We start from the raw sequence: 25,290 nt of genomic DNA on the forward strand, positions 1-25,290 counted from the left end.
CGTCATCGCGCCACGCGTAGAAATAGCCCCGAACCGTTGAAACCGGCGGGAAGTCGTTGGGCAACATACGCCATTGGCATCCGGTCGTTGCAATGTAGAGGAGTGCGTCGACCACGTCGCGCAAACATGTCGTACGGGGCCGACCAGTTGTCTTCGGCGGCGACATCGAAGGCGCTATCAACGCCCATTCCGCATCCTTCATATCGCTTGCGTATTTATCGCCTTTTCGATCATGTTGACGGCGGGTGAGTTCAGTCCAAGCCATTGTGATCTCCATTCAGCTTCACAACCGAACAGAATCACAAACCACTGAACTCACTCAAATAGTTTTAAATCGGGCTCTAAGATCGAAAACGGGCCCGCAGTCTGCACTGCGGGCCCGTCTTTTGTAACGTTCAGATCGGTAAAGCGTCTGTTCGGCGATGTGTGGGGGCTTTGGCGTTTGCAAGCAAACCCCGCACCCCCACTGAAATCATTCAGGCCAGATGGCCTAAATGTTTCTTACATCATGCCGCCCATGCCGCCCATTCCGCCCATGCCGCCCATGTCGCCGCCGTTGCCGCTGTCTTTCGAAGGACGATCAGCAACCATAGCTTCGGTGGTGATCAGCAGGCCAGCGACCGATGCTGCGTCTTGCAGCGCGGTGCGCACGACTTTTGCAGGGTCGATGACGCCGAACTTGAACATGTCGCCATATTCTTCGGTCTGTGCGTTGAAGCCGAAGGTCGGATCGGTGCTTTCGCGGATCTTGCCAGCAACAACCGAACCGTCAACGCCGGAGTTTTCGGCGATCTGACGCAGCGGTGCTTCCAGCGCCTTGCGGATGATCGAGATGCCGACGTCCTGGTCAGAGTTCGCACCCTTCAGACCGTCAAGCGACTTGCCAGCCTGCACCAGAGCAACACCGCCACCAACGACGACGCCTTCTTGCACAGCAGCGCGTGTTGCGTTCAGGGCGTCGTCGACGCGGTCCTTACGCTCTTTCACTTCGACTTCGGACATGCCGCCGACGCGGATGACAGCAACGCCGCCAGCCAGCTTAGCAACACGCTCTTGCAGCTTCTCTTTGTCGTAATCGGAAGAGGTCTCTTCGATCTGGCCGCGGATCTGGTTGACCCGTGCTTCGATCTCGGCCTTTTCGCCAGCACCGTCGATGATGGTGGTGGTGTCCTTCGTGATCGTCACGCGCTTGGCAGAGCCCAGCATGTCGATGGTCACGTTTTCCAGCTTCATGCCCAGATCTTCAGAGATGACCTGGCCGCCGGTCAGGATTGCGATGTCCTGCAGCATGGCCTTACGACGATCACCAAAGCCCGGTGCCTTCACAGCAGCGATCTTCAGGCCGCCGCGCAGCTTGTTGACGACCAGCGTCGCCAAAGCTTCGCCTTCGACGTCTTCCGAGATGATCAGCAGTGGCTTCTGCGACTGGATCACGGATTCCAGCAGGGGAACCATTGGCTGCAGGGACGACAGTTTCTTCTCGTGCAGCAGGATGATGACGTCATCCAGCTCTGCTGTCATCTTCTCGGTGTTGGTGGTGAAGTAAGGCGACAGGTAGCCGCGGTCGAACTGCATACCTTCAACAACATCGGTCTCAGTCTCGAGGCCTTTGTTCTCTTCGACGGTGATGACACCCTCGTTGCCGACTTTTTGCATCGCGTCAGCGATCTGACGACCGATTTCAGCTTCGCCGTTGGCAGAGATCGTGCCGACCTGTGCAACTTCGTCGCTGTCGTTGACCGGACGTGCAGCTGCCTTGATCGCTTCGACGACTTTGGCAGTTGCCAGGTCGATGCCGCGCTTCAGGTCCATTGGGTTCATGCCAGCGGCGACGGACTTCATGCCTTCGCGGACGATGGCCTGCGCCAGAACGGTTGCAGTCGTCGTGCCGTCACCGGCTTCGTCGTTGGTACGCGACGCGACTTCTTTGACCATCTGTGCGCCCATGTTCTCGAACTTGTCTTCCAGTTCGATCTCTTTGGCGACAGAAACACCGTCCTTCGTGATGCGCGGTGCGCCGAAGGACTTGTCCAGAACAACGTTGCGGCCTTTGGGGCCCAGCGTCACTTTGACGGCGTCTGCAAGGATGTTGACACCCTTAAGCATGCGATTGCGGGCGTCGGTGCCGAATTTGACGTCTTTAGCTGCCATTTTCATGTGCTCCTAAAAATTGTGTAGTGGGTTGGAAAAGCGATGGGCCAAGGCGCAAAAGCGCCAAGGCGTCCGGGCATTACATGATGCCGAGGATGTCGCTTTCCTTCATGATCAGCAGGTCTTCGCCATCAAGCTTGACCTCGGTGCCGGACCACTTGCCGAACAGAACTTTGTCGCCAGCCTTAACGGCCATCTCGATCAGCTCGCCGTTGTCCTTGCGGGCACCGGTGCCGACGGAAACGATTTCGCCTTCAGCAGGCTTTTCCTTAGCGGAATCAGGGATGATCAGACCGCCCTTGGTCTTGTCTTCGCCTTCGATGCGACGGACCAGCACGCGGTCGTGCAGAGGTTTAAATGCCATCTTGTGAACCTTCCTTGAAGCGTTTCAAATTTCGTTAGCACTCACCTAGGTCGAGTGCCAGCGACGGTTAGTTAGGCACCCGCGCGGCACCTGTCAACCGGATTGCACCCGATCCGCCATGCCTTATGGCGGACACCTTAATCCCGCCTTAAGCTTGGGCGGCATCTCGCCACATAAGGACCCGCCATGCGCGCTTTTTTGATCGTCCTCTTGATCGCTATGACCGGTCCGGCCCATGCCTTGTGCAGCGGGCCTGACATCAAGACGCTTCTGACGCAAACCGACCGCGACGCTGTGGCGCAGGCGGTTGCGAACACGCCTTACGGGCAGGGACTTTTCTTTCGCGCTGTCAAAGGCGGCACGCAGATCGACGTGATCGGCACGATGCACCTTTTTGATCCGCGCCTGATTCCCTTGGCCGCCCGCACAGCCCCCATCGTCGCCGCCAGCGACCTGCTGCTGGTCGAGGCGGGACCGCAGGAAAAGGCCGATCTGACGCAAGCGATGACCACGGACCCGGCGCTGATCTTTATGCCAGACGGCCCCACCCTGCCCGAACGGATGGACGAAGCGACCTGGCAAGCCATCGTGCAGGCCGCCAGCGACCGGGGTATCCCCGCGATTCTTCTTTCCAAGATGCAGCCTTGGTACGTCGCCCTGACGCTTGCTATTCCGCCCTGTGCCATGGCCGATCTTCAATCGGGCAAGGATGGGCTGGACGGCTTAATGATGGATCAGGCGGCGGCGGCCGGCGTGCCAGTGCAAGCGCTAGAGCCTTGGGATACCCTGTTTAACATGATGCGCAGCGACCCCATCGATGTGCAGGTCGATCAACTGCGGCTGGCCTTATCGCCACCTGACCTGCAGGCCGCCATGTTCGCCACCATGCTGGACAGCTACTTTGCCGGACATACCGCAGAGCTTTGGCACGTGTCCCGCGCGGCGACCCACCTGCTTCCGGGCATCGACGCGGCAGAGGCAGAGGCGCTTTTCGATCTATCGGAACAACAACTTCTGACCGACCGCAACCGGGCATGGATGCCCATGATCACGCAGGCCGCCGCCACCCATGACCATATCACCGTCGCCGTCGGCGCGGCCCACCTGCAAGGGCAAACTGGCCTCATGAACCTGCTGGCGCAGGCCGGTTGGACTATCACGCAGCCTTAGCTGTCGTCCCAATCCGCCAGCCCCTTGCGGCCCGCAGCCGTCAAATCGTAAACGCCGCGCCGCACGCGGGTGAACCAGCCGTAATGGTCATTTGCCATGATTCGCGTCGCATCGGGCACTTCTGCCCAGTCCTTGATCCGCGCGCCGGTGGATTCGCCATGCACCGCCAGAAACCGGGCGCAGGCCACTGCATCCTGCCGGTAACCTGTCACAAGCCCATGCCGCGTCGCGCCCCCCGCATTGGGATCACCCTTAAGCCGCGCAAACTTTTTCTTGATCGCCTTCGCCTTCTTGGGCGATTTGCGCGGCGTGAATGGCGCGGGCTCGGCCATCACCTCGACAAACCCGTCGCGCAAACGCACGGTCATCACGCCCAGCCGCAACCGCCGCGCCAGCCCGACATTGGCCAGCATCGCCTTGCGCTGCCCGCCCGCAGGCACCGCCAGATACACCTGATCTGTCACCGCCTGCCGCGCGATGCCTTGGTGAAACAGCGTCAGCGAAAAGCCAGTCTTTAGCTCAACCACCAGCATCTCTTCGCCCTTCAGGGCGACGACATCAGCCGCGCCCACCTCGCCCTTCACGTCATAGCCCTGCCGGGTCAGATGCGCCTTGATGGCGGGGTAAAGGTCAGCTTCGCGTGGTTTAGTCATTGTATTCCCGACTTGCGTGACAGCACGCGTCATCGCCACTATAAGGCGGGAAAATCATTCATCAGCATAGGCGAAATGACAATGACCACCCTGATCTTCGGCCACAAATCCCCCGACACTGATTCCACCGGGTCCCCCCTGATCTGGGAATGGTTCTTGAAGGACGCAGGCGTCGATGCCAAGGCCGTCCTACTGGGCCAGCCCAACACAGAAGCCGCATTTGTCGCCAAGCGCTGGGGCTTTGCCCTGCCTGAAATCGTCCGCGACGTGACCGATGGCCAAGCCTGCGTCATCGTCGACACCAATAACCCGGCTGAACTGCCAGAAAACATCAACGGCGCCGACGTGCAGGCGATCATCGACCACCACCTGCTGGTCGGCGGCATCAAAACCAAAGGCCCGATCGACATCACGATCCGCCCGCTGGCCTGTACCGCCACCATCATGCACCAACTGATGGGCGACAAAGCGGCCAAAATGCCCGAAGGCATCAAAGGCCTGATGCTGTCCTGCATCCTGTCCGACACACTGGCCTTCCGCTCGCCGACCACAACGCCTGTGGATCAGAAACTTGCCGAAGACCTCGCCGCCGATCTGGGCATCGACATCGCATCCTACGCGGATGAAATGTTCGCCGCCAAATCCGATGTCAGCGCCTTCTCTGACGCCGATCTGCTGCGCATGGACTCCAAAGAGTACGAGATCGACGGCACCAAATTCCGCGTCTCCGTACTGGAAACCACCTCGCCCGCCGTCGTGCTTGACCGCAAGGATGCGCTGGTCGCTGCCATGCCCGCCGTCGCAGCCGAAGACGGCGTCGATCAGGTCCTGCTCTTCGTCGTCGACATCATCCGTGAAGAAGCCACGATGCTGCTGCCCAACGATCTGACCAAGCAGGTCGCCAAGGCGTCCTTTGATGCCGACACCGCGGGCGACACCGTTGTTCTGCCCGGCGTGATGAGCCGCAAAAAGCAGATCATTCCAAACCTGAAGAAGTAAACCAAAGCGGGCGTAGCGGCTTCGCGTCATCATCTTGCCCGAAATACTCCCGCCGGAGGCTCCGACACTGGCCTCCGGCATCACCCCCCCATGAAGGCCACGCCATGACCCAGATCGTCCACAGCTTCCTCGACATCGCCAGCGAATACGACGCAGCTTTCGTCGATCTTTGGGGCTGCATGCACAACGGCGTCACGGCCTTCCCGGACGCGGTCAAGGCGATGCAGGATTATCGCAAAGCGGGCGGCCGCGTGATCCTTGTCACCAACGCCCCGCGCCCCTGGACCTCTGTCCAGAAACAGATCCAAGGCATGGGTATTCCTGACGACAGCTGGGACGCCATCGCGACCTCTGGCGACAGCGCCCGCGCCGCTATGTTCGAAGGTGCCGTTGGCCAAAAGGTCTGGTTCATGGGCGAAGACCACGACCAAAGCTTTTTCAAACCGATGGATATGCTCGCCAACCCGGTTGAAATCACGCAGGTTCCGCTGGACGAGGCTGACGGCATCGTCTGCTGCGGCCCTGCCGACCCACACGCCGATCCGTCCGTCTATCGCCCACAATTTCTGGCGGCCAAGCAGCGCGGGCTAAAGCTGCTTTGCGCGAATCCCGATATCGTTGTCGATCGCGGCGAAAGCCGGGAATGGTGCGCTGGCGCTCTGGCGAAACTCTACACCGAAATGGGCGGCGAAAGTCTGTATTTCGGCAAACCGCATCCGCCGATCTATGACCTTGCCCGCCGCCGGCTGTCGCAGCTTGATGGCGGCGCGGATCTGACGCGGATCATCTGCATCGGCGACGGCATCCACACCGATATTCTTGGCGGGCAGCAAGAAGACCTTGATTCGCTGTTCATCACCGGCGGTCTGGCCGCCGCGGAAACGCAGACGACCGACATGCACCCCGCCGGTCCGGCGCTTGAATCCTATCTTGCCACACAGCAGGTCAACCCGACCTATGCCATCGGCTTTCTGCGCTAACCGCCCCCCATTCGACCAAGGGCGCAGTTGACATTTCGCACCTGCAGCGTAATTTAGTTACAAATGATCCGCCTTATTGGGTCGTTTGTAACTTTAAGGATTGCGCTATGCTCGACAATTCCCCCCGCGGTACCATCGTGATTGAAAACCTCGAAGTCGGCATGATGCGGTCCCTGCGCAAGGTCGTCACCGACGAGGATATCGAGATGTTCGCGCAGGTCAGCACCGACCGGAATCCCGTCCACCTTGACGATGCCTATGCCCAAGACACCATCTTTGAGGGTCGCATCGCCCACGGCATGCTGACAGCAGGGCTTGTCTCTGCCGTGATCGGGGAACAGCTGCCGGGTCATGGCACGGTTTATTTGGGCCAATCCCTGCGCTTTTTGGCCCCCGTGCGCCCCGGCGACATGGTCACAGCAGAGGTCGAAGTCACCGCAATCGACTACAAAAAGCGCAAGGTCACACTGGACACCCGCTGCCTCGTGGACGGCAAAAAAGTCCTCGCAGGCGAGGCCGTCGTGTTGGCACCGTCTGGCAAGTTCGACTGAAGCCAGCCCCTGCCCTGCGCGCACCTTGCGCCGGGTGCCGCACCGCGCTACGCAATCGCTATGCGCATCATTCGTGACACACTCTATCTTGATCCCGCCGACCGCGGTGCCGCCGCCGCCATTGGCAATTTTGACGGCGTTCATCTGGGCCATCGCGCCGTGATCGACGCAGCCCGGGGTGCCGCGACGCAACTTGGCGCACCGCTTGGCCTGATGACGTTCGAGCCGCATCCACGCCAGCTGTTCGCCGCCGACGCCCCGCCCTTTCGCCTGATGAACGCCGAGGCGCGCGCGAACGAACTCGCCAAGCAAGGCGTGGAAAAGCTGTACGAGGTGCCGTTCAATGCCGCCCTTGTCGCGCTTAGCCCCCGCGAATTTGCGCAAACAGTGATCCATGACCGCCTTGGCCTAGCCCATGTCGTGATCGGGGCTGACTTCTGCTTTGGTAAAGACCGCGCAGGCAATGCTGCTGACCTGCAACGCTACGGCGCTGAGATGGGTTTTGGCGTCACCGTCGCCCCTATGGTTGCGCTCGAAGGCGGGCGCGTCAGCTCTACCGCGATCCGCACGGCCTTGTCCGATGGCAAGCCGCGCGACGCTGCCGCCATGCTGGGCCATTGGCACCGCATCGTGGGCGAAGTCATTCGCGGTGACCAGCGTGGCCGCGAATTGGGCTATCCCACCGCGAACATGTCCATCGAAGGCCTGCACCCGCCAAAATTCGGCGTCTATGCCGTGCGCGTCGATATCGCCAAAGGCCCCCACGCGGGCCGCTATGACGGGGCCGCCAGTATCGGCGTACGCCCGATGTTCAACGGCGAAGTCCCCAATTGTGAGACGTTTATCTTTGATTTCAAAGGCGACCTTTACGGCCAGCACATCAGCGTCGCCCTTGTCGATTACCTACGGCCAGAGCTGAAGTTTGACGGCCTGCCGGCCCTGATCGACCAGATGGACGCCGACTGCACCAAGGCAAGAGAGATCCTATCCCATGTCTGACGCCATTGACCGCAGCGGGTTGCGCCCGAAGTTCTGGAAAACCATCCCCATGGCCAAGCTGTCGCGCCCCGAATGGGAAGCGCTGTGCGATGGCTGCGGCAAATGCTGCCTGAACAAGCTAGAGGACGAAGACACCGGCGAAGTCGCCCTAACCCGTGTCGCCTGCCGCCTACTCGACAACGAATCCTGCCTCTGCGCCCGCTATGAAGTGCGGCACAAATTTGTACCTGAATGTATCGTGCTGACGCCAAAGACCATCGCGGACAATATGTATTGGCTGCCGCAGACTTGCGCCTATCGCCTCGTGGCGGAAGGGCGCGATCTGTATCCTTGGCATCCGCTGCTGTCGGGTGATCCGGACAGCCCCCACACCGCTGGCGTTACCATGCGCGGGCAGACCCTGTCGGAAGTCGACGTGAACGACGACGAATGGGAAGACAACATCATCGAGGAGCCGACCTAGATGTTCTTTACCTCTGACAACGCGGGCCCGGCCCACCCCTCTGTGATGCAGGCGCTGATGGACGCCAATACCGGTTATGCCAGCGGCTACGGCAGCGACGATGGCATGACCCGCGTGCGCGCCATGATCCAAGAGATCTTTGAGGCGCCAGAAGCTGCCGTGCATCTGGTTGCCACCGGCACCGCTGCAAACGCGCTAACCCTCGCCACGTTATCGAACCCGTGGGACACGATCTTTTGCAGCCCCATGGCGCATATCCACGAAGATGAATGCAACGCGCCCGAGTTTTATACCGGTGGCACCAAGCTGACCTTGGTGCCCGCGACAGATGCCAAGATGACCCCGGACGCCCTGCGCGCGTCGATCTTGGGCGAGGAAACTCGCGGCGTGCACGGCCCCCAGCGCGGACCGGTCTCTATCACGCAGGCCACTGAAAAGGGGACGGTTTATTCCGTTGCTGAATTGCAGGCCCTGACCGCCGTTGCGCATGAATTTGGCCTAAAGACCCACCTTGATGGTGCCCGCTTCACCAATGCGCTGGTGTCGCTTGGCTGTTCACCAGCGGAAATGACATGGAAAGCTGGCATCGACGCCGTCAGCTTTGGCGGCACCAAAAACGGCCTGCTGGGTGTCGAGGCTTGCATCTTTTTCGACCCCGCCGCGTCGTGGGAATTCGAGCTGCGGCGCAAGCGCGGCGCGCATCTGTTTTCCAAGCACCGCTACCTGTCCGCCCAGATGGAAGCTTATCTGACGGACGATCTGTGGCTCACGCTTGCGGCTAAGGCCAACGCCGCCTGCGCCCGCTTGATCACGGGCCTGAAGACCGCGAAAGACGTTGAAATCCAGTATCAGTCGCAATCGAACCTTGTGTTCTTTGACGCCCCCCGCGGGCTGCATCAGCGCATGCTGGCCGCAGGCGCGCATTACTACGTCACCTCTGGCGATCCGGACAGCGGCCCGGCGGACGAGGTCCTGACCGGGCGGCTAGTGTGTGACTGGTCATGCGATCACGCGGCGATTGACCAGTTCATCACGCTTCTGACGCAATAATCTGCGCGACCTGCGCCACATGGGACATCGGCACCATGTGGCCCGCGCCCGGCACGACGTGATCCCGCGCTTGTGGCACGGCCGCGCAAATCCCGGCATGAATGGCCGGGATGATCGGCGCTGAAAATTCGCCGCGGATCAAGGTGATTGGCATCCGCAGCTGCGACAGCCGTCCAGCGGCATTGTGGATATCATTCTGTATCGACGGCGTTCCCGCCATGATCAGGGGCATCCGCCGCGCAAACCCGGCCCGCGTGTGGTCCGGCATCGCATCCCACGCACCACCGCCCCAGTCGCCGTGAAACAGCCGTGCGGCCTCTTCCAGATCACCAGCATTGTAGGCCGCATAGATCGGCGTGAACCGCGCAACATGGTCCGCCTGCGCCGCCGCATCCGTTGCCAAGGCGAAATAGACAGGCTCGATCAAGGTCAGCCGCGCGACAGCCTCTGGGTGATCCAGCGCCATGCGCAGTGCGACCGTCGCCCCGAACGAATGGCCGATGACATGCATTGGCCCCTCGCACAGGTCCAGCGCGGCGGCGGCGTTCGCACTTTGGTAATCCCCCTGCCCGTCCCAATCAGGAGACTTGCCATGGCCCAGCAAGTCCATCAGCACAGACCCGCCCGGCAGCGTATGCGCCAGTGGCAACAGCGCCTCTGACCGGGCCAAGGTGCAGTGCAGCAGCAGATTTGCAGGCGGCGCGCCAAGGCGCAGCACTTTCACTTCGCGGCCGCCCCGCGTTTCAATGCTCATCAGATGCGCCCGGAAAGATGAGCGTCCAGATCGGCTAGACGATCCTCGCCCCAGAACCGCTCGTCGCCATCGGTGATGAAGAACGGCGCGCCGAACACGCCAAGGCGCACGGCGTCTTCGGTGTTGCGGTGATAGGCCTCTGCCCCCGCCAGCAGCCCTTTGTCGGCCAGCGCAGCGTCAAAGCCGGCGGCGGTCAGGCAGTCGCGGATCACGTCGTCATCTGCGATATTGCGATCCTCAAGCCAGCATGCGCGGGTGATCCCGGCGACCAATGCGCCCAGATCGCCGCCACCTGCGGCCTGCGCTGCGATAATCGCGTAAGAGCTGGGCGCGGGGTTGGTTGGGAAAAACGCAGGCTTTTCGGTCATCTTTAATCCGGTCATCCCCGCGCGGCGGCGCATGTCTTGCAAACGATAGGCCTGCCGATTGGGGTGGCGTTCCGCAGGAGGCTGACCGCCGGTGCGGGAAAAGACGTTCATCAAATCGATCGGACGATAGGTGATCGTCGCCCCATGCGCCTTTGCGATGTCCGCCGGACGGACCCCGCAAAGGTAAGTATAGGGGCTAATCGTTGCGAAGTAGTAATCGATATGGGCCATTTTCGTCAGCCTTTCCTGCGAGAGTGTTTTCGGGACCGTAGTGGTGTGCTAGGCGGTGTCAACGCGGGCGATTCCGCGATGTGGCGATAAGGACCCCCCATGGCGAACCTGCACGAACCCAAGCTGATTTCCGGCAACGCGAACCGCCCCTTGGCAGAGGCCGTCGCGGCCCGCATGTCGATGCACCGTGGCATGGACGTCAACTTGGTCGATGCGCGGGTTGAACGGTTCAATGACGGAGAGATCTTCGTTGAAGTGTTCGAAAACGTACGCGGCGAGGATATGTATATCATCCAGCCGACGTCGAACCCGACCAACGACAACTTGATGGAATTGCTGATCATCGCGGACGCGCTGCGCCGATCTTCAGCCGCGCGGATCACGGCCGTCATGCCCTATTTCGGCTATGCCCGCCAAGACCGTCGCAGCAAGGCCCGCACGCCAATCACCGCCAAGCTGGTCGCCAACATTCTGGTCGAGGCCGGGGTGGAGCGCATTCTGACGCTCGATCTGCACGCGACGCAGATCCAAGGCTTTTTCGATATCCCCGTGGATAACCTGTACGCCAGCCCTGTCTGGGCGCTGGACGTCATGCACAATTTCAAAGATCAGATGGACGACATCATGGTCGTGTCCCCCGATGTCGGCGGCGTGGCCCGTGCCCGCGATCTGGCGCAGCGGATCGGTGCCCCCCTGTCCATCGTCGACAAACGGCGCGGCAAACCAGGCGAAGTGGCCGAGATGACGGTTATCGGTGACGTCAAAGACCGCGTTTGCCTGATCGTCGACGACCTTGTCGATACGGCTGGCACCCTGTGCAAAGCGGCTGAAGTGCTGATGGAAAACGGCGCGCGCGAAGTGCATTCCTACATCACCCACGGCGTCCTGTCCGGCCCCGCGATTGAACGCGTCAGCAAGTCTGTGATGAAGAACCTCGTGATCACAGACACGATCATGCCAAAGCCGGAAACCATCGCCTGCCCCAATATCCGCATCGTGAAAACGGCACCGATCTTTGCACAGGCGATCTTGAACACATGGAACGGCACATCCGTGTCGTCCCTGTTCAACCACAAGACACTGCAGCCGATCTATGAGGGCGTCTACGGCCGTTAAAGGTCCCAGACCTCGTCGCTGGGGATCGGCCCAACGCTCATCCAAGACACTCTGACACGCGCCACGCGCGTGTCACCCCACGTCCGGAACACGATATCAAAGCCTTCGCGGGTGATGTTTTCAGATGAAACATCGGCCCGCGCGTTGGCATTGTTCGAAATATCCCACATTGCCAGCGACACCTGCACCACCGGCGCAGCATCATAGCGGTCCGAGAACAGCACCGCATGCCGGGTCAGGCGCGGCCCCTCTCCCGTCCACATTTCACCGTCGTCTTCAAAGTCAGAAAACAGGACAAGATTGCCCTGATCAATGCCGACCGTATGGCTTGCGAATTTACGCATCGTTAAGTTTATCCAGAAAAAGATTGTTGATTAATTCTGCCTCAGTCTTCCAAAAGAAGCCCTTAAGACAGCAAAAAGGCCCCGGAATGCGGGGCCTTTTAAAATTTGTTACCAAAATACAGCGTTTAGCCGAAGTTTGACTGCTTTGGATCAAGTCCAATATGGGTGCCAATGGCCACCATATCTGCAATCAGCTTTGCCGCGTCGTCGACCGGGCCGGGCTCATTCTTGAACACGTCCTTGGCTTTCGACATCTCAGCGTGAGCGTCAGCCATCAGTCCGTTAAATACCTCTTGCGTCATCTCGCCGCGTGGCAGTGCGCTTTCGGCCAGAACCGACACTGACGTTGCCGTGATTTCAGCGAAACCGCCAAGCACCACGAATTCGTCAGTACCGCCACTGCGCACGATGCGCAGAACGCCCGGACGCAGGGTGGTGATGGTGGGCGCGTGGCCCGCCATCGCCGTCAGGTCGCCATCGGCACCGGGGATTTGCACCTCGGAGGCCTCGACCGAGGCCAACCGGCGCTCGGGCGAGACGAGATCGAATTGCAGAGTTTCTGCCATGATCGCTCCTTACGCCGCGTCTGCGGCCATTTTCTCGGCTTTAGCGATAACCTGATCGATGCCGCCAACCATGTAGAAGGCACCCTCTGGCAGGTGATCGTATTCACCAGCCACAACGGCTTTGAACGACGCGATGGTGTCTTCCAAAGCAACCTGAACGCCTGGCGAGCCGGTAAAGACTTCTGCCACGTCGAACGGCTGGGACAGGAAACGCTCCAGCTTACGGGCGCGCGTAACGGTCATCTTGTCCTCTTCGGACAGCTCGTCCATGCCAAGGATGGCGATGATGTCCTGCAGGGACTTATAACGCTGCAGCATCTGCTGAACGTCGTTCGCCACTTTGTAGTGCTCTTCGCCCACGATGCCCGGATCGAGCAGACGCGAGGTGGAGTCCAGCGGGTCAACAGCCGGGTAGATACCCTTTTCCGAGATCGCACGGTTCAGAACCGTGGTCGCGTCAAGGTGCGCAAAGGACGTCGCAGGTGCCGGGTCGGTAAGGTCGTCGGCGGGCACGTAGATGGCCTGCACGGACGTGATCGAACCGTTCTTAGTGGACGTGATGCGTTCCTGCATCTGGCCCATGTCGGTTGCCAGCGTTGGCTGGTAGCCCACAGCGGACGGGATACGGCCCAGAAGTGCGGACACCTCGGAACCAGCCTGCGTGAAGCGGAAGATGTTGTCCACGAAGAACAGAACGTCAGTACCGGACTGGTCACGGAAGGCTTCTGCCATCGTCAGACCGGACAGCGCAACGCGCATACGGGCACCCGGAGGCTCGTTCATCTGACCGTAGACAAGAGCCACTTTGGACTTTGTCAGGTCTTCCATGTTGATGACCTTGGACTCGATGAATTCGTAGTACAGGTCGTTACCCTCACGGGTCCGCTCACCCACACCAGCGAACACGGAATAGCCCGAGTGCACTTTTGCGATGTTGTTGATCAGTTCCTGAATAAGAACCGTCTTACCCACGCCGGCACCGCCGAACAGGCCGATCTTGCCGCCCTTTGCGTAGGGAGCCAGCAGGTCGATGACCTTGATGCCGGTGACCAGAACTTCGGACGCGGTCGACTGCGCCTCGAAGGATGGTGCATCGCCGTGGATCGAGCGACGCTCGGTCTCGCCGATGGGGCCACGTTCGTCGATTGGCGCGCCAACGACGTTCATGATGCGGCCCAGGGTCGCGTCGCCGACGGGCACGGTGATCGTGTTGTCCATGTCGGTGACTTCTTGACCGCGGACCAGACCTTCGGTCGCGTCCATAGCGATGCAGCGCACGGTGTTTTCACCAAGGTGCTGGGCGACTTCCATCGTCAGCAGCTTGCCGTTGTTGTCGGTGGTCAGGGCGTTCAGAATTTCGGGCAGGTGATCCCCGAACTGGACGTCCACGACGGCACCAATCACCTGCGTGATTTTGCCTTTTGCGTTTGCCATAAGTGTTTCTCCAGTCTTCTTAGAGCGCTTCAGCGCCCGAAATGATTTCGATCAGCTCGTTCGTGATCTTCGCCTGACGCGAGCGGTTAAACTCGATGGTCAGATCGTCGATCATGTCGCCGGCGTTGCGCGTTGCGTTGTCCATAGCGGACATCCGTGCGCCCTGCTCGGACGCTGCGTTTTCCAGCAAAGCCGCAAAGATCTGCGTTGCGACGCCGCGCGGCAGCAGGTCAGCCAAGATGGCCTCTTCGCTGGGCTCGTAGTCGTAAAGCGTGCTTGCGGTTGCGGCATCCGCCACGGCTTCGAACTTGGCCGGGATGATCTGCTGCGCTGTCGGGTGCTGCGACACAACGTTTTCGAACCGCGAGAAGAAGATCGTTGCGATGTCGAATTCAGCCGCGTCAAAACGGTTAAGTACATCCTTTGCGACGCGCTGTGCGTCGGCATAGGACATCCGCTTGACGTCGGACATGTCGATGTGACCGACAAAGTGATCGCCCAGCTCGCGGCGCAATGAATCGCGCCCCTTTTTACCGACGGTCAAAATTTTGACAGTCTTGCCTTCGGCAACCAGCTTTTTCGCGTGCACGCGGGCCAGCTTGGCGATGTTGGCGTTAAAGCCACCGCACAGGCCGCGCTCTGCGGTCATGACAACCAGCAGATGCGTTTGGGTCGACCCAGTGCCAGCCAACAGCTTTGGCGCAGAGGGCGAACCCTCTGCTGCTTGGCTCAGGCCTGCCATGACCGCGTTGAATCGCTCCGTATAGGGGCGCGCGGCCTCGGCTGCGTCCTGTGCCCGCCGCAATTTTGCGGCGGCCACCATCTGCATGGCCTTGGTGATCTTGCGGGTCGATTTGACCGACGCGATCCGATTTTTAAGGTCCTTGAGACTAGGCAAAACCTAAACTCCTCTCTCGGGCAAAGGTTACGCGAAATCCTTGGCGAAGGCTTCGATGGCTGCCTTCAGCTTGGCTTCTGCATCGCCTTTGATCTTGGGATCTTCGTTCGTGATCATGTCCAGAACGTCGCGGCCTTCGCTGCGCATGTGCTTAAGCAGACCAGCCTCGAAACGACCAACTTCTTTTGTGGGGATCTTGTCCAAGAAGCCCTTCGTGCCCGCATAGATCACGGTGACGATTTCAGCGTTGGTCAGCGGCGAATACTGCGGCTGCTTCATCAGTTCTGTCAGGCGGGCACCACGGTTCAGCAGACGCTGCGTTGCGGCATCCAGATCGGAACCGAACTGCGCAAAGGCCGCCATTTCGCGGTACTGCGCCAGTTCCAGCTTAACCGGACCTGCGACGGATTTCATCGAGTTGGTCTGGGCTGCAGAACCCACACGAGACACCGACAGACCCGTGTTCACAGCAGGACGGATGCCCTGGAAGAACAGTTCGGTTTCCAAGAAGATCTGACCGTCGGTGATCGAAATCACGTTCGTCGGAATAAACGCGGACACGTCGCCGCCCTGGGTTTCGATGATCGGCAGAGCCGTCAGCGAGCCAGAACCGTTGTCTTCGTTCAGCTTGGCCGAACGCTCCAGCAAACGAGAGTGCAGATAGAACACGTCGCCTGGGTATGCTTCACGCCCTGGTGGACGACGCAGCAACAGCGACATCTGACGATAGGACACAGCCTGCTTGGAAAGGTCATCATAGATGATCAAAGCATGCTTGCCGTTGTCGCGGAAATATTCGGCCATCGCGGTGGCAGAGTACGGTGCCAGATACTGCATTGGTGCAGGATCGGAAGCCGTTGCAGCGACGATAGTCGTGTATTCAATCGCGCCTGTCTCTTCGAGCTTTTTCACAAGCTGAGCAACAGTCGAACGCTTCTGACCGATAGCAACATAGATGCAGTACAGCTTCTGGCTGTCATCGGTGGCAGCGTCGTTATACGACTTCTGGTTCAGAATGGTGTCGAGCGCGACAGCGGTCTTACCAGTCTGACGGTCACCAATGATCAGCTCGCGCTGGCCACGGCCGATTGGGATCATGGCGTCGATGGACTTCAGACCCGTTGGCATCGGCTCGTGAACCGACTTACGCGGGATGATGCCCGGCGCTTTGACGTCTGCGACGCGGCGCTCGGATGCGTTGATCGGACCTTTGCCGTCCAGCGGATTGCCCAGACCGTCAACAACGCGGCCCAGCAGCTCTGGACCAGCAGGCACGTCCACGATGGACTTGGTGCGCTTGACGGTGTCGCCTTCTTTGATGTCACGGTCGGAACCAAAGATCACGACGCCGACGTTGTCGGTTTCGAGGTTCAGGGCCATGCCGCGGATACCACCGGGGAATTCGACCATCTCACCGGCTTGCACGGCATCAAGGCCATAAACGCGGGCGATACCGTCACCGACGGACAGCACACGGCCGACTTCGGCGACTTCGGCATCCTGACCGAAGTTTTTAATCTGGTCCTTTAGGATCGCAGAGATTTCAGACGCTTGGATCGCCATTTATCCGACCTCTTTCATGTTGTTCTGGAGTGCGTTGAGTTTGGACGCGATCGACGTGTCGATCATGCGCGAGCCGACCTTGACGATCAGACCACCAAGAATGGAGGCGTCCACAGTTTCCTTAATGCTGACCGACTTGCCGACCTGTTCAGTCAGAGCCTTAGCAAGGTTGTCGCTTTGAGCTTTGGTCATAGCCTTGGCACTGGTCACCTCTGCGGTGACCTCGCCACGGTCCTCGGCCAAAAGGTCGCGCAGCGTACCAACGATACTGGCCAGAACGAAAAGGCGACGCTTGTCAGCCAACAGGCCAAGAAGATTCGCCATCGTATCCGACAGTGCCATCTTTTGCGCGATCGCCTTCACGGCAGAAGCTTGCTGTTCACGATTATAAAGAGGCGATGTGATCAGATCGCGGAAATCCGCGCTCTCGGACAAAGCCGCGTCAAGCGCGTCGACGTCTTGTTCCATCGCCTTGAGATTGTTGCCGTCTTTAGCGATGTCAAACACCGCCGACGCATAGCGCCCGGCGATACCCTGAGTGATCGAAGCTGGTTCGGACACGTCCACCCTTCCGATATAAGGCCCCCGCGACCCCAAAAGGGTCCGGAGGCGTTCACGTCTCCCCGAAGTAACCGAGGCATTAAAATCAGCGTCGATCTAGCAGAGGAGTTTGCATCCCGCAACATGTTAAGGCGATGTTTAGCGTCTTATAAGCCCCAGTTTAGACGTCTGCGCGCGCCAAAGGACGATCTGTCGCAGCGCGTCATCACGCCGCGGGGCACCATTATGCGGGTGCGGCCTCTGGGAAGGGGGCAAGCGCCGTTTCACGCCGCCGCACGCGCAGGCCGGGTCCGCTGGTCGCTGGCGACTGCTTATAAGCCTCGACAATCAGCACGCCGCCGCCCGCTAGCATTGGGATCGCATGGCCTGCACGTTCCAGCAGGCCTGCCATCCGCCGCCAGACCGGGTGGTGTGATGGCGGCTGATACAGCGTCGCGCGCACGGTGCCGATATCGAAACCATGGCCGCGCAGCTGGCTTTCCAACTGGCTCGGCGAATAGGGCCGGCCAAAGCCGAACGGGGTGCGATCCGACCGCGACCACAGCCCGGCGCGGTTTGGCACAATAAAGATCACCCGCCCCCCCGGCCCCAACACGCGGTGACATTCACTTAGCACCGCGGTTGCGTGATCCGACGTCTCTAGCCCGTGCATCACGACCAGCTTGTCCACGAACCCGGTGGGTATGGGCCACAGCGTGTCTTCGCACAGCACGGATACATTCGGCTGCCCCGCCGGCCACGGCATCACGCCTTGCGGGCCGGGCATCAGACCGATGACACGCCGCGCCTGCCCCAGATAAGGCCGCAGCAAAGGCACGGCAAAACCAAAGCCTGCGACAGTCTGGCCCTTTGCCTCTGGCCACATCCGCACCAGTTCATCACGTATGACCTTCTGCGCCGCCCGGCCAAGGGCGCTGCGATAATAGAAGTTACGCAGTTGAAGTACGTCCAGATGCATTACAAAGTGCGAGGTCCCAAGGCGGTCTTAAGCACCACCCTACCAAAGAAAAGCGAATTTGCCATGCCCGTTGAACTGATCACCGTCCCTTGCCTGAATGATAACTACGCATTCCTGATTCACGACGCTGCGACAGGGCAAACCGCGCTGATCGACGCGCCAGAGGCCGCGCCGATTCAAGCTGCCCTTGATGCACGCGGCTGGACCCTGACTGACATCCTGCTCACCCACCACCACGACGATCATGTGCAGGCCCTGCCCGCCCTGCGCGGCAATGCCCGCGTCATCGGCGCGAAAGCCGACGTGCATCGCTTGCCAGACCTCGACCTTGCTGTTGCGGGCGGCGACACGTTCACCGTCTGCTGCGTGCAGGCCGACGTGATCGAGGTTTATGGCCACACCGTCGGCCATATCGCCTTTCACCTACCATCTGAAAACCTGCTGTTCACCGCCGACAGCCTGATGGCGATGGGCTGCGGCCGCCTGTTTGAAGGCACGCCAGCGCAGATGTGGGACAGCCTGCAACGCCTGCGCGCACTACCCGCCGACACGGTCGTTTGCTCTGGTCACGAATACACGACGACGAACGCAGCGTTTGCTTTGTCTCTTGAACCGGACCATTCTGCTATTATCTCTCGTGCAGCGGCGACACGGACTGCGCGGGAAAACGGCCTCGCGACTGTTCCATCGCCATTGTCGCTGGAGTGTGAAACAAACCCGTTTCTACGCGCCGACGACCCGGTTTTGGCAAAGGCCCTTGATATGGCTGGCGCACAACCTGCCGATATTTTCACCGAAATCCGCGCCCGCAGGGATCGGTTTTGACGCCACTTGGGCAGATTTGCGTAAATTTGCCCCCTCGACCGCCCTGTTCACACCACGTCAGTCTTTTTGTGAACACATCGGACAAGAAAAAACTTGAAGGTTGGGCCGAAAACCCAAACCTTGAACACTAAGGCCACGGTCCATAGCGGGTGCCAGCCCGCCGGACCTTCCGAACAGCAAGGAGCACCCGAAGTGCCATCTTTTTCAACGACGCTTGAGCAGTCCATTCACGGCGCGCTGGCCTTGGCCAACGCCCGCCGCCACGAACTTGCCACGCTAGAGCATTTGCTGCTGGCGCTGATTGATGAACCGGACGCCGCCCGCGTCATGCAGGCGTGTTCCGTCAATCTGGATGAGTTGCGTAAAGATCTAGAAGATTTCATCAGCGACGATTTGTCGACGCTGGAAACCGACGTCGACGGCTCTGAAGCCGTGCCAACGGCTGCCTTTCAGCGCGTCATTCAGCGCGCCGCGATTCATGTGCAGTCCTCTGGCCGCACCGAAGTCACGGGCGCAAACGTGCTGGTCGCAATCTTTGCCGAACGCGAAAGCAACGCCGCCTACTTCCTGCAAGAACAGGATATGACGCGCTACGACGCCGTCAATTTCATAGCGCACGGCGTCGCCAAAGACCCGGCCTTTGGCGAAAGCCGCCCCGTCAATGGCAGCCCACAGCCCGATGAAGACGAAAGCGTCACCGACGGCGACAAAAAGGAATCCGCGCTGGCAAAATACTGCGTGGACCTGAACGAGAAGGCAGGCAAAGGCGACGTCGATCCCCTGATCGGCCGGGCCCATGAAGTCGAGCGCTGCATTCAGGTTCTATGCCGCCGCCGTAAAAACAACCCGCTTCTGGTGGGCGATCCCGGCGTGGGCAAAACGGCTATCGCCGAAGGCCTTGCCTACAAGATCGTCATGAAAGAAGTGCCAGAGGTTCTGGCTAAGGCCACGATCTATAGCCTCGACATGGGCGCATTGCTGGCCGGCACCCGCTACCGCGGCGATTTCGAAGAGCGCCTGAAAGCCGTGATGACCGAGATGGAGAACCACAAGGATGCGGTTCTGTTCATCGACGAAATCCACACGATCATTGGCGCTGGCGCGACCTCTGGTGGCGCAATGGATGCGTCCAACTTGCTGAAACCTGCGTTGCAGGGCGGCAAACTGCGCTGCATGGGTTCGACGACTTACAAAGAGTTCCGCCAACACTTTGAAAAGGATCGCGCGCTGGCGCGTCGTTTCCAAAAAATCGACGTGAACGAGCCTTCGGTCGAAGATGCGGTCAAGATCCTCAAGGGTCTGAAGCCGTACTTTGAAGAGCACCACGGCGTGAAATACACTGCCGACGCCATCAAGGCGGCTGTGGAACTGTCCGCGCGTTACATCAACGACCGCAAACTGCCGGACAAGGCCATCGACGTGATCGACGAAGCGGGTGCGTCGCAGCAACTGCTGCCCGATTCCAAGCGCCGCAAAACGCTTGGTATCAAAGAGATCGAGGCCGTCGTGGCTAAGATCGCCCGCATCCCGCCCAAGAACGTCAGCAAGGACGACGCAGAGGTCCTCAAAGATCTCGAAGGTTCGCTCAAGCGTGTCGTCTTCGGTCAAGACAAAGCGATCGAAGCTTTGTCGTCCGCCATCAAACTGTCCCGCGCGGGTCTGCGCGAGCCAGAAAAGCCGATTGGTAACTACCTGTTCGCAGGCCCAACTGGTGTGGGTAAAACAGAGGTCGCAAAGCAGCTGGCGGATACGCTGGGTGTTGAACTGATCCGCTTTGACATGTCCGAATACATGGAAAAGCACGCTGTTTCGCGGCTGATCGGTGCGCCTCCGGGCTATGTTGGCTTTGATCAAGGCGGCATGCTGACCGACGGCGTCGATCAGAACCCGCACTGTGTGTTGCTGCTGGACGAGATGGAAAAGGCGCACCCTGACGTCTACAACATCCTGCTGCAGGTAATGGACCACGGCAAACTGACCGACCACAACGGCCGGACGACCGACTTCCGCAACGTGATCCTGATCATGACCTCGAACGCTGGTGCCTCTGAAATTGGCAAAAACGCCATGGGCTTTGGCCGCGAATCCCGCGAGGGCGAGGATATGGCTGCGATCGAGCGGATCTTTACGCCGGAGTTCCGCAACCGTCTGGACGCGATCATCAGCTTCGGCACGCTGCCACAAGAGGTGATCATGAAGGTGGTCGAAAAGTTCGTCCTCCAGCTTGAGGCGCAATTGATCGACCGCAACGTCCATATCGAACTGACCCCGGCTGCTGCCGAGTGGCTTGGCAAGAAAGGCTATGATGTCAAAATGGGTGCGCGCCCGCTGGGCCGCGTCATCCAAGAGCACATCAAAAAGCCGCTGGCCGAAGAGCTGCTGTTTGGCAAGCTGACCAAGGGCGGCCTGGTCAAGGTCGGCGTCAAAGGCAAGGATCTGGAGCTTACGTTTGAAGCGCCAGAACAGGCCCGGATCTCTGGCAAGAAGCCTCCGCTGCTTACGGCTGAATGATCCGGCTGATCACGATAACGACCCTGTCCCTCGCAGCCACATCGGCTGCGGGGGATATTCTTTTAGAGCCGCCGCTAGACTGCGATCTGACGCAAACTTGCTATATCCAGCAGACCGCCGACCACGATCCCGGGCCCGGCGCGCAGGATTCCCAATGCGGCAACCTGAGTTATGACGGGCATAAAGGCACTGATTTCGCGCTTCCGACCCTCGCGATGCAGACGGCAGGCGTCGATGTCCTCGCCTCTGCCCCCGGCACAGTGCGCGGCGTCCGCGATGATATGGCTGACATCCTGCAAGGCACCCCCGGCGCGCCAGATGTCTCTGACCGCGAATGCGGCAACGGCATTGTCGTCAGCCATGGGGATGGCTGGGAAACGCAATATTGCCATATGAAAAAAGGCTCTGTCACGGTGCAAACCGGGCAGACCGTGGCCATGGGGCAAGTGCTCGGGCAGGTCGGCTTGTCCGGCGCGACCCAATTCCCCCATGTGCATCTTTCGGTCCGCAAGGACGGCGCGGTTGTCGATCCTTTCGCGCCGAATGCGCTGAACACCTGCGGCACCGTCCCGGACAAAACGCTTTGGAACATGGTTGTGCCCTTTACCCCCGGCGGGCTGATCTCGGCAGGGTTTAGCGATGCTGTCCCCGAATTCGATACGATCAAAGCGGGCACCGCCGCCCAAAACGCGATGCCCACGACGGCCCCCGCGCTTGTGGTCTGGGGCTTTGCCTTTGGTGGCCGCACGGGCGATCTTATGACCCTCACCATTCGCGGCCCGCAAGGGGACGTTTTTACCAACACCCAAACCCTAGATCGCACGCAGGCCCAACTATACCGCGCTGGCGGCAAACGCACGCCCCCCGGCGGCTGGTCCGCTGGCGATTATACCGGCACGATTGAACTGCGCCGCGACGGCGATCTGCTGGATGTGCAGACCACCCAGGTCACGCTGAACTAGCGTTCCGTCAGCTTTAGCTCGATCCGCCGATTCTGCGCGCGGGCTGCAGCGGTATTGGCCGGGTTTAGCGGCTGAAACTCTGCAAAGCCGTTGGCAGACATCCGGTTCGGTGCAATGCCAAGCGTTTCCATATACTTCACCACGGACAGCGCGCGCGCGTGGGACAGTTCCCAATTGTCGGCAAAAACGCCATTGCCAGACAGCGGCACATTATCCGTGTGCCCGTCGACGCGGATGATCCAGTCGATATTGTCTGGGATATTATCCGCGATCTGCCGCAGCAACCCTGCCACCTTGCCAATCTCTTCGCGTCCCCGCGCAGACAAGGTCGCATCACCGGTGCCAAACAGCACCTCGGACGAGAACACAAACCGGTCGCCTTCAATCTGCACGCCGTCCAAGCCTTCGACCAATCCGCGCAATTCGCCAAAGAAATCAGACCGGAAGCGTTCTAGATCCTGATTCTCTGCCTCTAGCCGCTGCCGTTCGCTTTCCTCCAGCGCGCGGCGGCGGCGCTCTTCTGCTGCGACACGGGCCAGCGCCGTGTTCAACTGCGCGCCCAACTGCTCAATCTGCACCTGCGCGTCCAGCCCGTCCGTTTCAGTCACGTCCAACAACGATTGCAGTGTGCCAACTTGCTGGCGCAACGCCGCAACCTGCTCATTCAGCAGCGCCGTTTGCCGTTGCGCCTCTAGGCTTTGCGCCTGCTCTTGCGACAACGCCGCCTGCGCTGTGGCCAGCAAAGCGGCCTGACGCTCCGCCTCGGTTAACGCGTCTGCCCGGCCGCCATCGACCGATTCCAGATCGGCCTGCAACGCATCGCGGGCCGCATTGGCCGCCGCCAGCAAGGTTAGCGTTTCCTCAGCCTCGCGGCGCTGCGCCTCTAGCGACAGGGTCAAGGCGGTCAACTCGGTGTCCGCCCCCTCTAGCCGCTTGCGCAAGGCTTCCACTGCGGCGGCATCAGCCAATTGCGCCGCCTCTAGATCACTAATACGGCGCGTCTGCTCCGAAGTTTGCCCCTGCAAGCCGTCGCTTTGCGCCTGCAAATCAGCGACCATCGCCTGCAACGCCTCGCGCCGGGCCGCTGCCAGACGGGCAGCTTCGGCCTGCGCGTCGACCTCTGACCGCGCGGCGGCCAGCGCCAATTCCTGCTGCTGTTGCTGCGTCATCAGATCCGCATTTGTCGCCTCAAGCCCAGCAACTTGGGCGGACAAATCTGTGCGCTGCGCCAGCAACCCGGCGACCTGCGCCTCGAACCCGGTGACCCGGTTTTGCGCCGCTTGCAGATCTGACGCCGCTTGATCCCGCTCGTCCAGCAACAGCGCGATCCGGCTGGATTGCGCGTCATTATCCGCTGAGAGCGCGGTATTCGCCGTTTCCGCAATACCCAGCGCACTGGTCAGGCTAGCCACCTGCCCCGCCAGATCGTCAAGCTGCGTTTCCTGCCCGCTGATCGTTTCGCGCAGCACAAACTGAATCACCATAAAGATCGTCAGCACGAACATCAGCACCAGCAAAAGCCCAGTCATCGCATCCACGAAACCGGGCCAAATGTTCGCGTTCATCCGCTGATTGCGCCGCGATAAACCCATGACTTACACGTCCCGCCGCGACTGTTTTACCGCGCGGGTCAGCCCGGCCAAATCGCTGCGCAAATCGGCCAGCGTTTCCTGCCGTCCGGCGGCGACGTCCTCTAGCAGGCGCAGCATTTGCGTGTCGATGGACCGTAGCCGCATCCGGCTTTCCGCATCCAAACCGTCGACGCCGCCGTCCTGCATTTGCGCGATCAGCCGCTCTTGGCCCTCTGCAATCCGCGTCAAAAGGGCGACATCCGCGCCGCTGCCGCGCTGCGTATCGACCAGCCGTTCAATCGTGCGGGTCAGCTGGGTCAGATGATCATCCGCCTGCCCCCGCGTCTGTTCCGCCTGCACAAACATACCGCGCATCGTATCCAGTTGCGCGCCCATATGTTCGGCAAAGGCCTGCATCATCGCGCTGTCTTCACCGCATGCACCGTCTTCACCGCTGGCAAAGCCAAGCCGGGTGATCGTGGACAGCCATTCTTCCAACTCGCGGTAAAAGCGGTTCTGTCCGTGCCCGGCGAACAGCTCGAGCAAACCAACAATCAGCGATCCGGCAAGACCCAGCAAGGATGACGAAAACGCCGTGCCCATGCCGCCTAGCTGGCTTTCCAGCCCCTGCTGCAACCGGCCAAAGATATCGGCGCCGCTTTCGCCATCGGCAGGATTAAGTGACCGTATCGTCTCTACCAGCGCGGGTACCGTGGTCGCCAGACCATAGAATGTCCCCAAAAGACCAAGGAAAATCAACGTGCTACCCAGATAGCGCGTCATCTCTCGGTCTTCGTCAATGCGCTGCGCCACCGAGTCCTGAATGGACGTCGCTGCCGTTGACGAAATCTGCATCCGCGCACCGCGCGTTCGCAGCAATGTCGCCAGCGGCGCCAGCAAGGATGGCGCAATCGTCATCCGGTGCCCGACGCGGTTGGTCGCAAAACCTTCGATCCACTCGACTGATTTCATCAGCTGCCAGACCTGCGCAAAGGTCGAAGCGACGCCAAGAATGAAAACGACCAGGATCAGGCCGTTCAGGTAGGGGTTGGACAAAAAGATCAGCCGCATCTCGGCAAAGCCCAGATACAGGCCCGCCCCCACCAGCCCCAGCGCGATCAGCATGGATGTAATTTGGCGCACAGGTTGGGAAAACTGCGGCGGCACTTCCGGCCTGTTGAAATCCGTCACGTCGGCTGTCCTGTCCTGTCAATTGACCGCAGCCTAAGGGGCCTACGGGCCAAACGT

At 60.2% G+C, this 25,290-nt stretch carries 26 protein-coding genes; 11 read left to right on the plus strand and 15 right to left on the minus strand.

Going from position 1 to position 25,290, the window contains the following annotated elements; translation table 11 throughout:
• The 3 genes from BM131_RS11035 to groES all read right to left on the minus strand — a co-directional run.
• A partial coding sequence (locus BM131_RS11035) for a transposase (RefSeq protein ID WP_139222617.1) occupies nucleotides 1-265 on the minus strand: 265 nt, incomplete at its 3' end.
• Between the two features lie 236 nt (nucleotides 266-501).
• A complete protein-coding gene (gene groL, locus BM131_RS11040) occupies nucleotides 502-2,151 on the minus strand; it encodes a chaperonin GroEL (RefSeq protein WP_090189725.1) in 1,650 nt (549 codons plus the stop codon).
• 79 nt (nucleotides 2,152-2,230) lie between these two features.
• Nucleotides 2,231-2,515: a co-chaperone GroES gene (groES, locus tag BM131_RS11045; RefSeq protein ID WP_090189426.1), complete on the minus strand. Its 285-nt coding sequence runs from the start codon at nucleotides 2,513-2,515 to the stop codon at nucleotides 2,231-2,233.
• A gap of 186 nt (nucleotides 2,516-2,701) precedes the next feature.
• Here groES and BM131_RS11050 point away from each other — a divergent pair, with 186 nt between their 5' ends.
• Entirely contained in the window at nucleotides 2,702-3,685 is a 984-nt protein-coding gene (locus BM131_RS11050; RefSeq protein ID WP_090189429.1) for a TraB/GumN family protein, read from the plus strand.
• On the opposite strand, the gene BM131_RS11055 is transcribed toward BM131_RS11050, so the two are convergent.
• Nucleotides 3,682-4,338: a DUF2161 domain-containing phosphodiesterase gene (locus tag BM131_RS11055; RefSeq protein ID WP_090189728.1), complete on the minus strand. Its 657-nt coding sequence runs from the start codon at nucleotides 4,336-4,338 to the stop codon at nucleotides 3,682-3,684. The two genes, BM131_RS11050 and BM131_RS11055, sit on opposite strands and share 4 nt — an antisense overlap.
• An 81-nt stretch (nucleotides 4,339-4,419) precedes the next feature.
• On the opposite strand from BM131_RS11055, the gene BM131_RS11060 reads away from it, so the two are divergent.
• From BM131_RS11060 to BM131_RS11085, 6 genes are all read left to right on the plus strand, one after another.
• Nucleotides 4,420-5,337, plus strand: a complete 918-nt coding sequence (locus BM131_RS11060) for a manganese-dependent inorganic pyrophosphatase (protein ID WP_175499287.1) — start codon at nucleotides 4,420-4,422, stop codon at nucleotides 5,335-5,337.
• 104 nt (nucleotides 5,338-5,441) lie between these two features.
• Nucleotides 5,442-6,317, plus strand: a complete 876-nt coding sequence (locus tag BM131_RS11065) for a TIGR01459 family HAD-type hydrolase (protein WP_090189431.1) — start codon at nucleotides 5,442-5,444, stop codon at nucleotides 6,315-6,317.
• 107 nt (nucleotides 6,318-6,424) lie between these two features.
• On the plus strand, nucleotides 6,425-6,868 hold the full coding sequence (locus tag BM131_RS11070; protein WP_090189432.1) for a MaoC family dehydratase: 444 nt from the start codon (nucleotides 6,425-6,427) through the stop codon (nucleotides 6,866-6,868).
• A gap of 60 nt (nucleotides 6,869-6,928) precedes the next feature.
• Entirely contained in the window at nucleotides 6,929-7,867 is a 939-nt protein-coding gene (locus BM131_RS11075; protein ID WP_090189434.1) for a bifunctional riboflavin kinase/FAD synthetase, read from the plus strand.
• Nucleotides 7,860-8,330 carry a YcgN family cysteine cluster protein gene (locus tag BM131_RS11080; protein ID WP_090189436.1) on the plus strand — a complete coding sequence of 157 codons (471 nt, stop codon included), beginning with the start codon at nucleotides 7,860-7,862 and terminating at the stop codon, nucleotides 8,328-8,330. The genes BM131_RS11075 and BM131_RS11080 overlap by 8 nt, the downstream gene beginning before the upstream one ends.
• Complete coding sequence (locus BM131_RS11085; protein WP_090189438.1) at nucleotides 8,331-9,380, plus strand: threonine aldolase family protein; 1,050 nt, start codon at nucleotides 8,331-8,333, stop codon at nucleotides 9,378-9,380. It begins immediately after the preceding gene.
• Here the strand turns inward: BM131_RS11085 and BM131_RS11090 are convergent.
• Nucleotides 9,361-10,134 (minus strand): alpha/beta fold hydrolase, encoded by a 774-nt coding sequence (locus tag BM131_RS11090; RefSeq protein ID WP_090189440.1) that lies wholly within the window; start codon nucleotides 10,132-10,134, stop codon nucleotides 9,361-9,363. The genes BM131_RS11085 and BM131_RS11090 overlap by 20 nt on opposite strands.
• Entirely contained in the window at nucleotides 10,134-10,733 is a 600-nt protein-coding gene (locus BM131_RS11095; protein ID WP_090189442.1) for a 2-hydroxychromene-2-carboxylate isomerase, read from the minus strand. The genes BM131_RS11090 and BM131_RS11095 overlap by 1 nt, the downstream gene beginning before the upstream one ends.
• A gap of 99 nt (nucleotides 10,734-10,832) precedes the next feature.
• On the opposite strand from BM131_RS11095, the gene BM131_RS11100 reads away from it, so the two are divergent.
• The gene (locus BM131_RS11100) at nucleotides 10,833-11,849 is read left to right on the plus strand and encodes a ribose-phosphate pyrophosphokinase (protein ID WP_090189444.1); all 1,017 of its coding nucleotides are present in this window, start codon (nucleotides 10,833-10,835) and stop codon (nucleotides 11,847-11,849) included.
• Here BM131_RS11100 and BM131_RS11105 read toward each other — a convergent pair.
• The 7 genes from BM131_RS11105 to BM131_RS11135 all read right to left on the minus strand — a co-directional run bounded on the left by BM131_RS11105 (nucleotide 11,846) and on the right by BM131_RS11135 (nucleotide 18,173).
• Entirely contained in the window at nucleotides 11,846-12,193 is a 348-nt protein-coding gene (locus tag BM131_RS11105; protein WP_090189446.1) for an H-type lectin domain-containing protein, read from the minus strand. The genes BM131_RS11100 and BM131_RS11105 overlap by 4 nt on opposite strands.
• Before the next feature lie 125 nt (nucleotides 12,194-12,318).
• Nucleotides 12,319-12,759, minus strand: a complete 441-nt coding sequence (locus tag BM131_RS11110; protein ID WP_090189448.1) for a F0F1 ATP synthase subunit epsilon — start codon at nucleotides 12,757-12,759, stop codon at nucleotides 12,319-12,321.
• 9 nt (nucleotides 12,760-12,768) lie between these two features.
• The gene (gene atpD, locus BM131_RS11115; RefSeq protein ID WP_090189450.1) at nucleotides 12,769-14,193 is read right to left on the minus strand and encodes a F0F1 ATP synthase subunit beta; all 1,425 of its coding nucleotides are present in this window, start codon (nucleotides 14,191-14,193) and stop codon (nucleotides 12,769-12,771) included.
• 19 nt (nucleotides 14,194-14,212) lie between these two features.
• A complete protein-coding gene (locus tag BM131_RS11120; RefSeq protein ID WP_090189452.1) occupies nucleotides 14,213-15,091 on the minus strand; it encodes a F0F1 ATP synthase subunit gamma in 879 nt (292 codons plus the stop codon).
• Between the two features lie 27 nt (nucleotides 15,092-15,118).
• A complete protein-coding gene (gene atpA / locus BM131_RS11125) occupies nucleotides 15,119-16,654 on the minus strand; it encodes a F0F1 ATP synthase subunit alpha (RefSeq protein WP_090189454.1) in 1,536 nt (511 codons plus the stop codon).
• A complete protein-coding gene (locus tag BM131_RS11130) occupies nucleotides 16,655-17,215 on the minus strand; it encodes a F0F1 ATP synthase subunit delta (protein ID WP_175499289.1) in 561 nt (186 codons plus the stop codon).
• Nucleotides 17,216-17,438: 223 nt separating this feature from the next.
• Nucleotides 17,439-18,173, minus strand: a complete 735-nt coding sequence (locus BM131_RS11135; protein WP_090189458.1) for a class I SAM-dependent methyltransferase — start codon at nucleotides 18,171-18,173, stop codon at nucleotides 17,439-17,441.
• 63 nt (nucleotides 18,174-18,236) lie between these two features.
• Here BM131_RS11135 and gloB point away from each other — a divergent pair, with 63 nt between their 5' ends.
• The 3 genes from gloB to BM131_RS11150 all read left to right on the plus strand — a co-directional run bounded on the left by gloB (nucleotide 18,237) and on the right by BM131_RS11150 (nucleotide 22,471).
• On the plus strand, nucleotides 18,237-18,998 hold the full coding sequence (gene gloB, locus BM131_RS11140) for a hydroxyacylglutathione hydrolase (RefSeq protein WP_090189459.1): 762 nt from the start codon (nucleotides 18,237-18,239) through the stop codon (nucleotides 18,996-18,998).
• A 192-nt stretch (nucleotides 18,999-19,190) separates the two neighbouring features.
• Nucleotides 19,191-21,509: an ATP-dependent Clp protease ATP-binding subunit ClpA gene (clpA, locus tag BM131_RS11145; protein WP_090189461.1), complete on the plus strand. Its 2,319-nt coding sequence runs from the start codon at nucleotides 19,191-19,193 to the stop codon at nucleotides 21,507-21,509.
• Nucleotides 21,506-22,471 (plus strand): M23 family metallopeptidase, encoded by a 966-nt coding sequence (locus BM131_RS11150; RefSeq protein ID WP_175499291.1) that lies wholly within the window; start codon nucleotides 21,506-21,508, stop codon nucleotides 22,469-22,471. The genes clpA and BM131_RS11150 overlap by 4 nt, the downstream gene beginning before the upstream one ends.
• Here BM131_RS11150 and BM131_RS11155 read toward each other — a convergent pair.
• Together BM131_RS11155 and BM131_RS11160 are read right to left on the minus strand one after the other, a co-directional pair.
• Nucleotides 22,468-24,063, minus strand: coding sequence for a peptidoglycan -binding protein (locus BM131_RS11155; protein WP_090189463.1), 1,596 nt, complete (start codon nucleotides 24,061-24,063; stop codon nucleotides 22,468-22,470). The genes BM131_RS11150 and BM131_RS11155 overlap by 4 nt on opposite strands.
• 3 nt (nucleotides 24,064-24,066) lie before the next feature.
• Nucleotides 24,067-25,167, minus strand: a complete 1,101-nt coding sequence (locus BM131_RS11160; protein WP_090189734.1) for a biopolymer transporter ExbB — start codon at nucleotides 25,165-25,167, stop codon at nucleotides 24,067-24,069.
• Nucleotides 25,168-25,290 lie beyond the last annotated feature (123 nt).

The organism is Loktanella salsilacus, from assembly GCF_900114485.1.
GTDB lineage: Bacteria > Pseudomonadota > Alphaproteobacteria > Rhodobacterales > Rhodobacteraceae > Loktanella > Loktanella salsilacus.

Coding starts and splice junctions, on each gene's coding strand:
- BM131_RS11075 (WP_090189434.1), top strand. CDS start 6,929: ATGCGCATCATTCGTGACACACTCTATCTTGATCCCGCCGACCGCGGT.
- BM131_RS11160 (WP_090189734.1), bottom strand. CDS start 25,167: ATGCTGATCGCGCTGGGGCTGGTGGGGGCGGGCCTGTATCTGGGCTTT.
- gloB (WP_090189459.1), top strand. CDS start 18,237: ATGCCCGTTGAACTGATCACCGTCCCTTGCCTGAATGATAACTACGCA.
- atpA (WP_090189454.1), bottom strand. CDS start 16,654: ATGGCGATCCAAGCGTCTGAAATCTCTGCGATCCTAAAGGACCAGATT.
- BM131_RS11080 (WP_090189436.1), top strand. CDS start 7,860: ATGTCTGACGCCATTGACCGCAGCGGGTTGCGCCCGAAGTTCTGGAAA.
- BM131_RS11090 (WP_090189440.1), bottom strand. CDS start 10,134: ATGAGCATTGAAACGCGGGGCGGCCGCGAAGTGAAAGTGCTGCGCCTT.
- BM131_RS11050 (WP_090189429.1), top strand. CDS start 2,702: ATGCGCGCTTTTTTGATCGTCCTCTTGATCGCTATGACCGGTCCGGCC.
- atpD (WP_090189450.1), bottom strand. CDS start 14,193: ATGGCAAACGCAAAAGGCAAAATCACGCAGGTGATTGGTGCCGTCGTG.
- BM131_RS11095 (WP_090189442.1), bottom strand. CDS start 10,733: ATGGCCCATATCGATTACTACTTCGCAACGATTAGCCCCTATACTTAC.
- BM131_RS11060 (WP_175499287.1), top strand. CDS start 4,420: ATGACCACCCTGATCTTCGGCCACAAATCCCCCGACACTGATTCCACC.
- groES (WP_090189426.1), bottom strand. CDS start 2,515: ATGGCATTTAAACCTCTGCACGACCGCGTGCTGGTCCGTCGCATCGAA.
- BM131_RS11110 (WP_090189448.1), bottom strand. CDS start 12,759: ATGGCAGAAACTCTGCAATTCGATCTCGTCTCGCCCGAGCGCCGGTTG.
- BM131_RS11085 (WP_090189438.1), top strand. CDS start 8,331: ATGTTCTTTACCTCTGACAACGCGGGCCCGGCCCACCCCTCTGTGATG.
- BM131_RS11135 (WP_090189458.1), bottom strand. CDS start 18,173: ATGCATCTGGACGTACTTCAACTGCGTAACTTCTATTATCGCAGCGCC.
- groL (WP_090189725.1), bottom strand. CDS start 2,151: ATGGCAGCTAAAGACGTCAAATTCGGCACCGACGCCCGCAATCGCATG.
- BM131_RS11105 (WP_090189446.1), bottom strand. CDS start 12,193: ATGCGTAAATTCGCAAGCCATACGGTCGGCATTGATCAGGGCAATCTT.
- BM131_RS11070 (WP_090189432.1), top strand. CDS start 6,425: ATGCTCGACAATTCCCCCCGCGGTACCATCGTGATTGAAAACCTCGAA.
- BM131_RS11100 (WP_090189444.1), top strand. CDS start 10,833: ATGGCGAACCTGCACGAACCCAAGCTGATTTCCGGCAACGCGAACCGC.
- BM131_RS11150 (WP_175499291.1), top strand. CDS start 21,506: ATGATCCGGCTGATCACGATAACGACCCTGTCCCTCGCAGCCACATCG.
- BM131_RS11055 (WP_090189728.1), bottom strand. CDS start 4,338: ATGACTAAACCACGCGAAGCTGACCTTTACCCCGCCATCAAGGCGCAT.
- BM131_RS11065 (WP_090189431.1), top strand. CDS start 5,442: ATGACCCAGATCGTCCACAGCTTCCTCGACATCGCCAGCGAATACGAC.
- BM131_RS11155 (WP_090189463.1), bottom strand. CDS start 24,063: ATGGGTTTATCGCGGCGCAATCAGCGGATGAACGCGAACATTTGGCCC.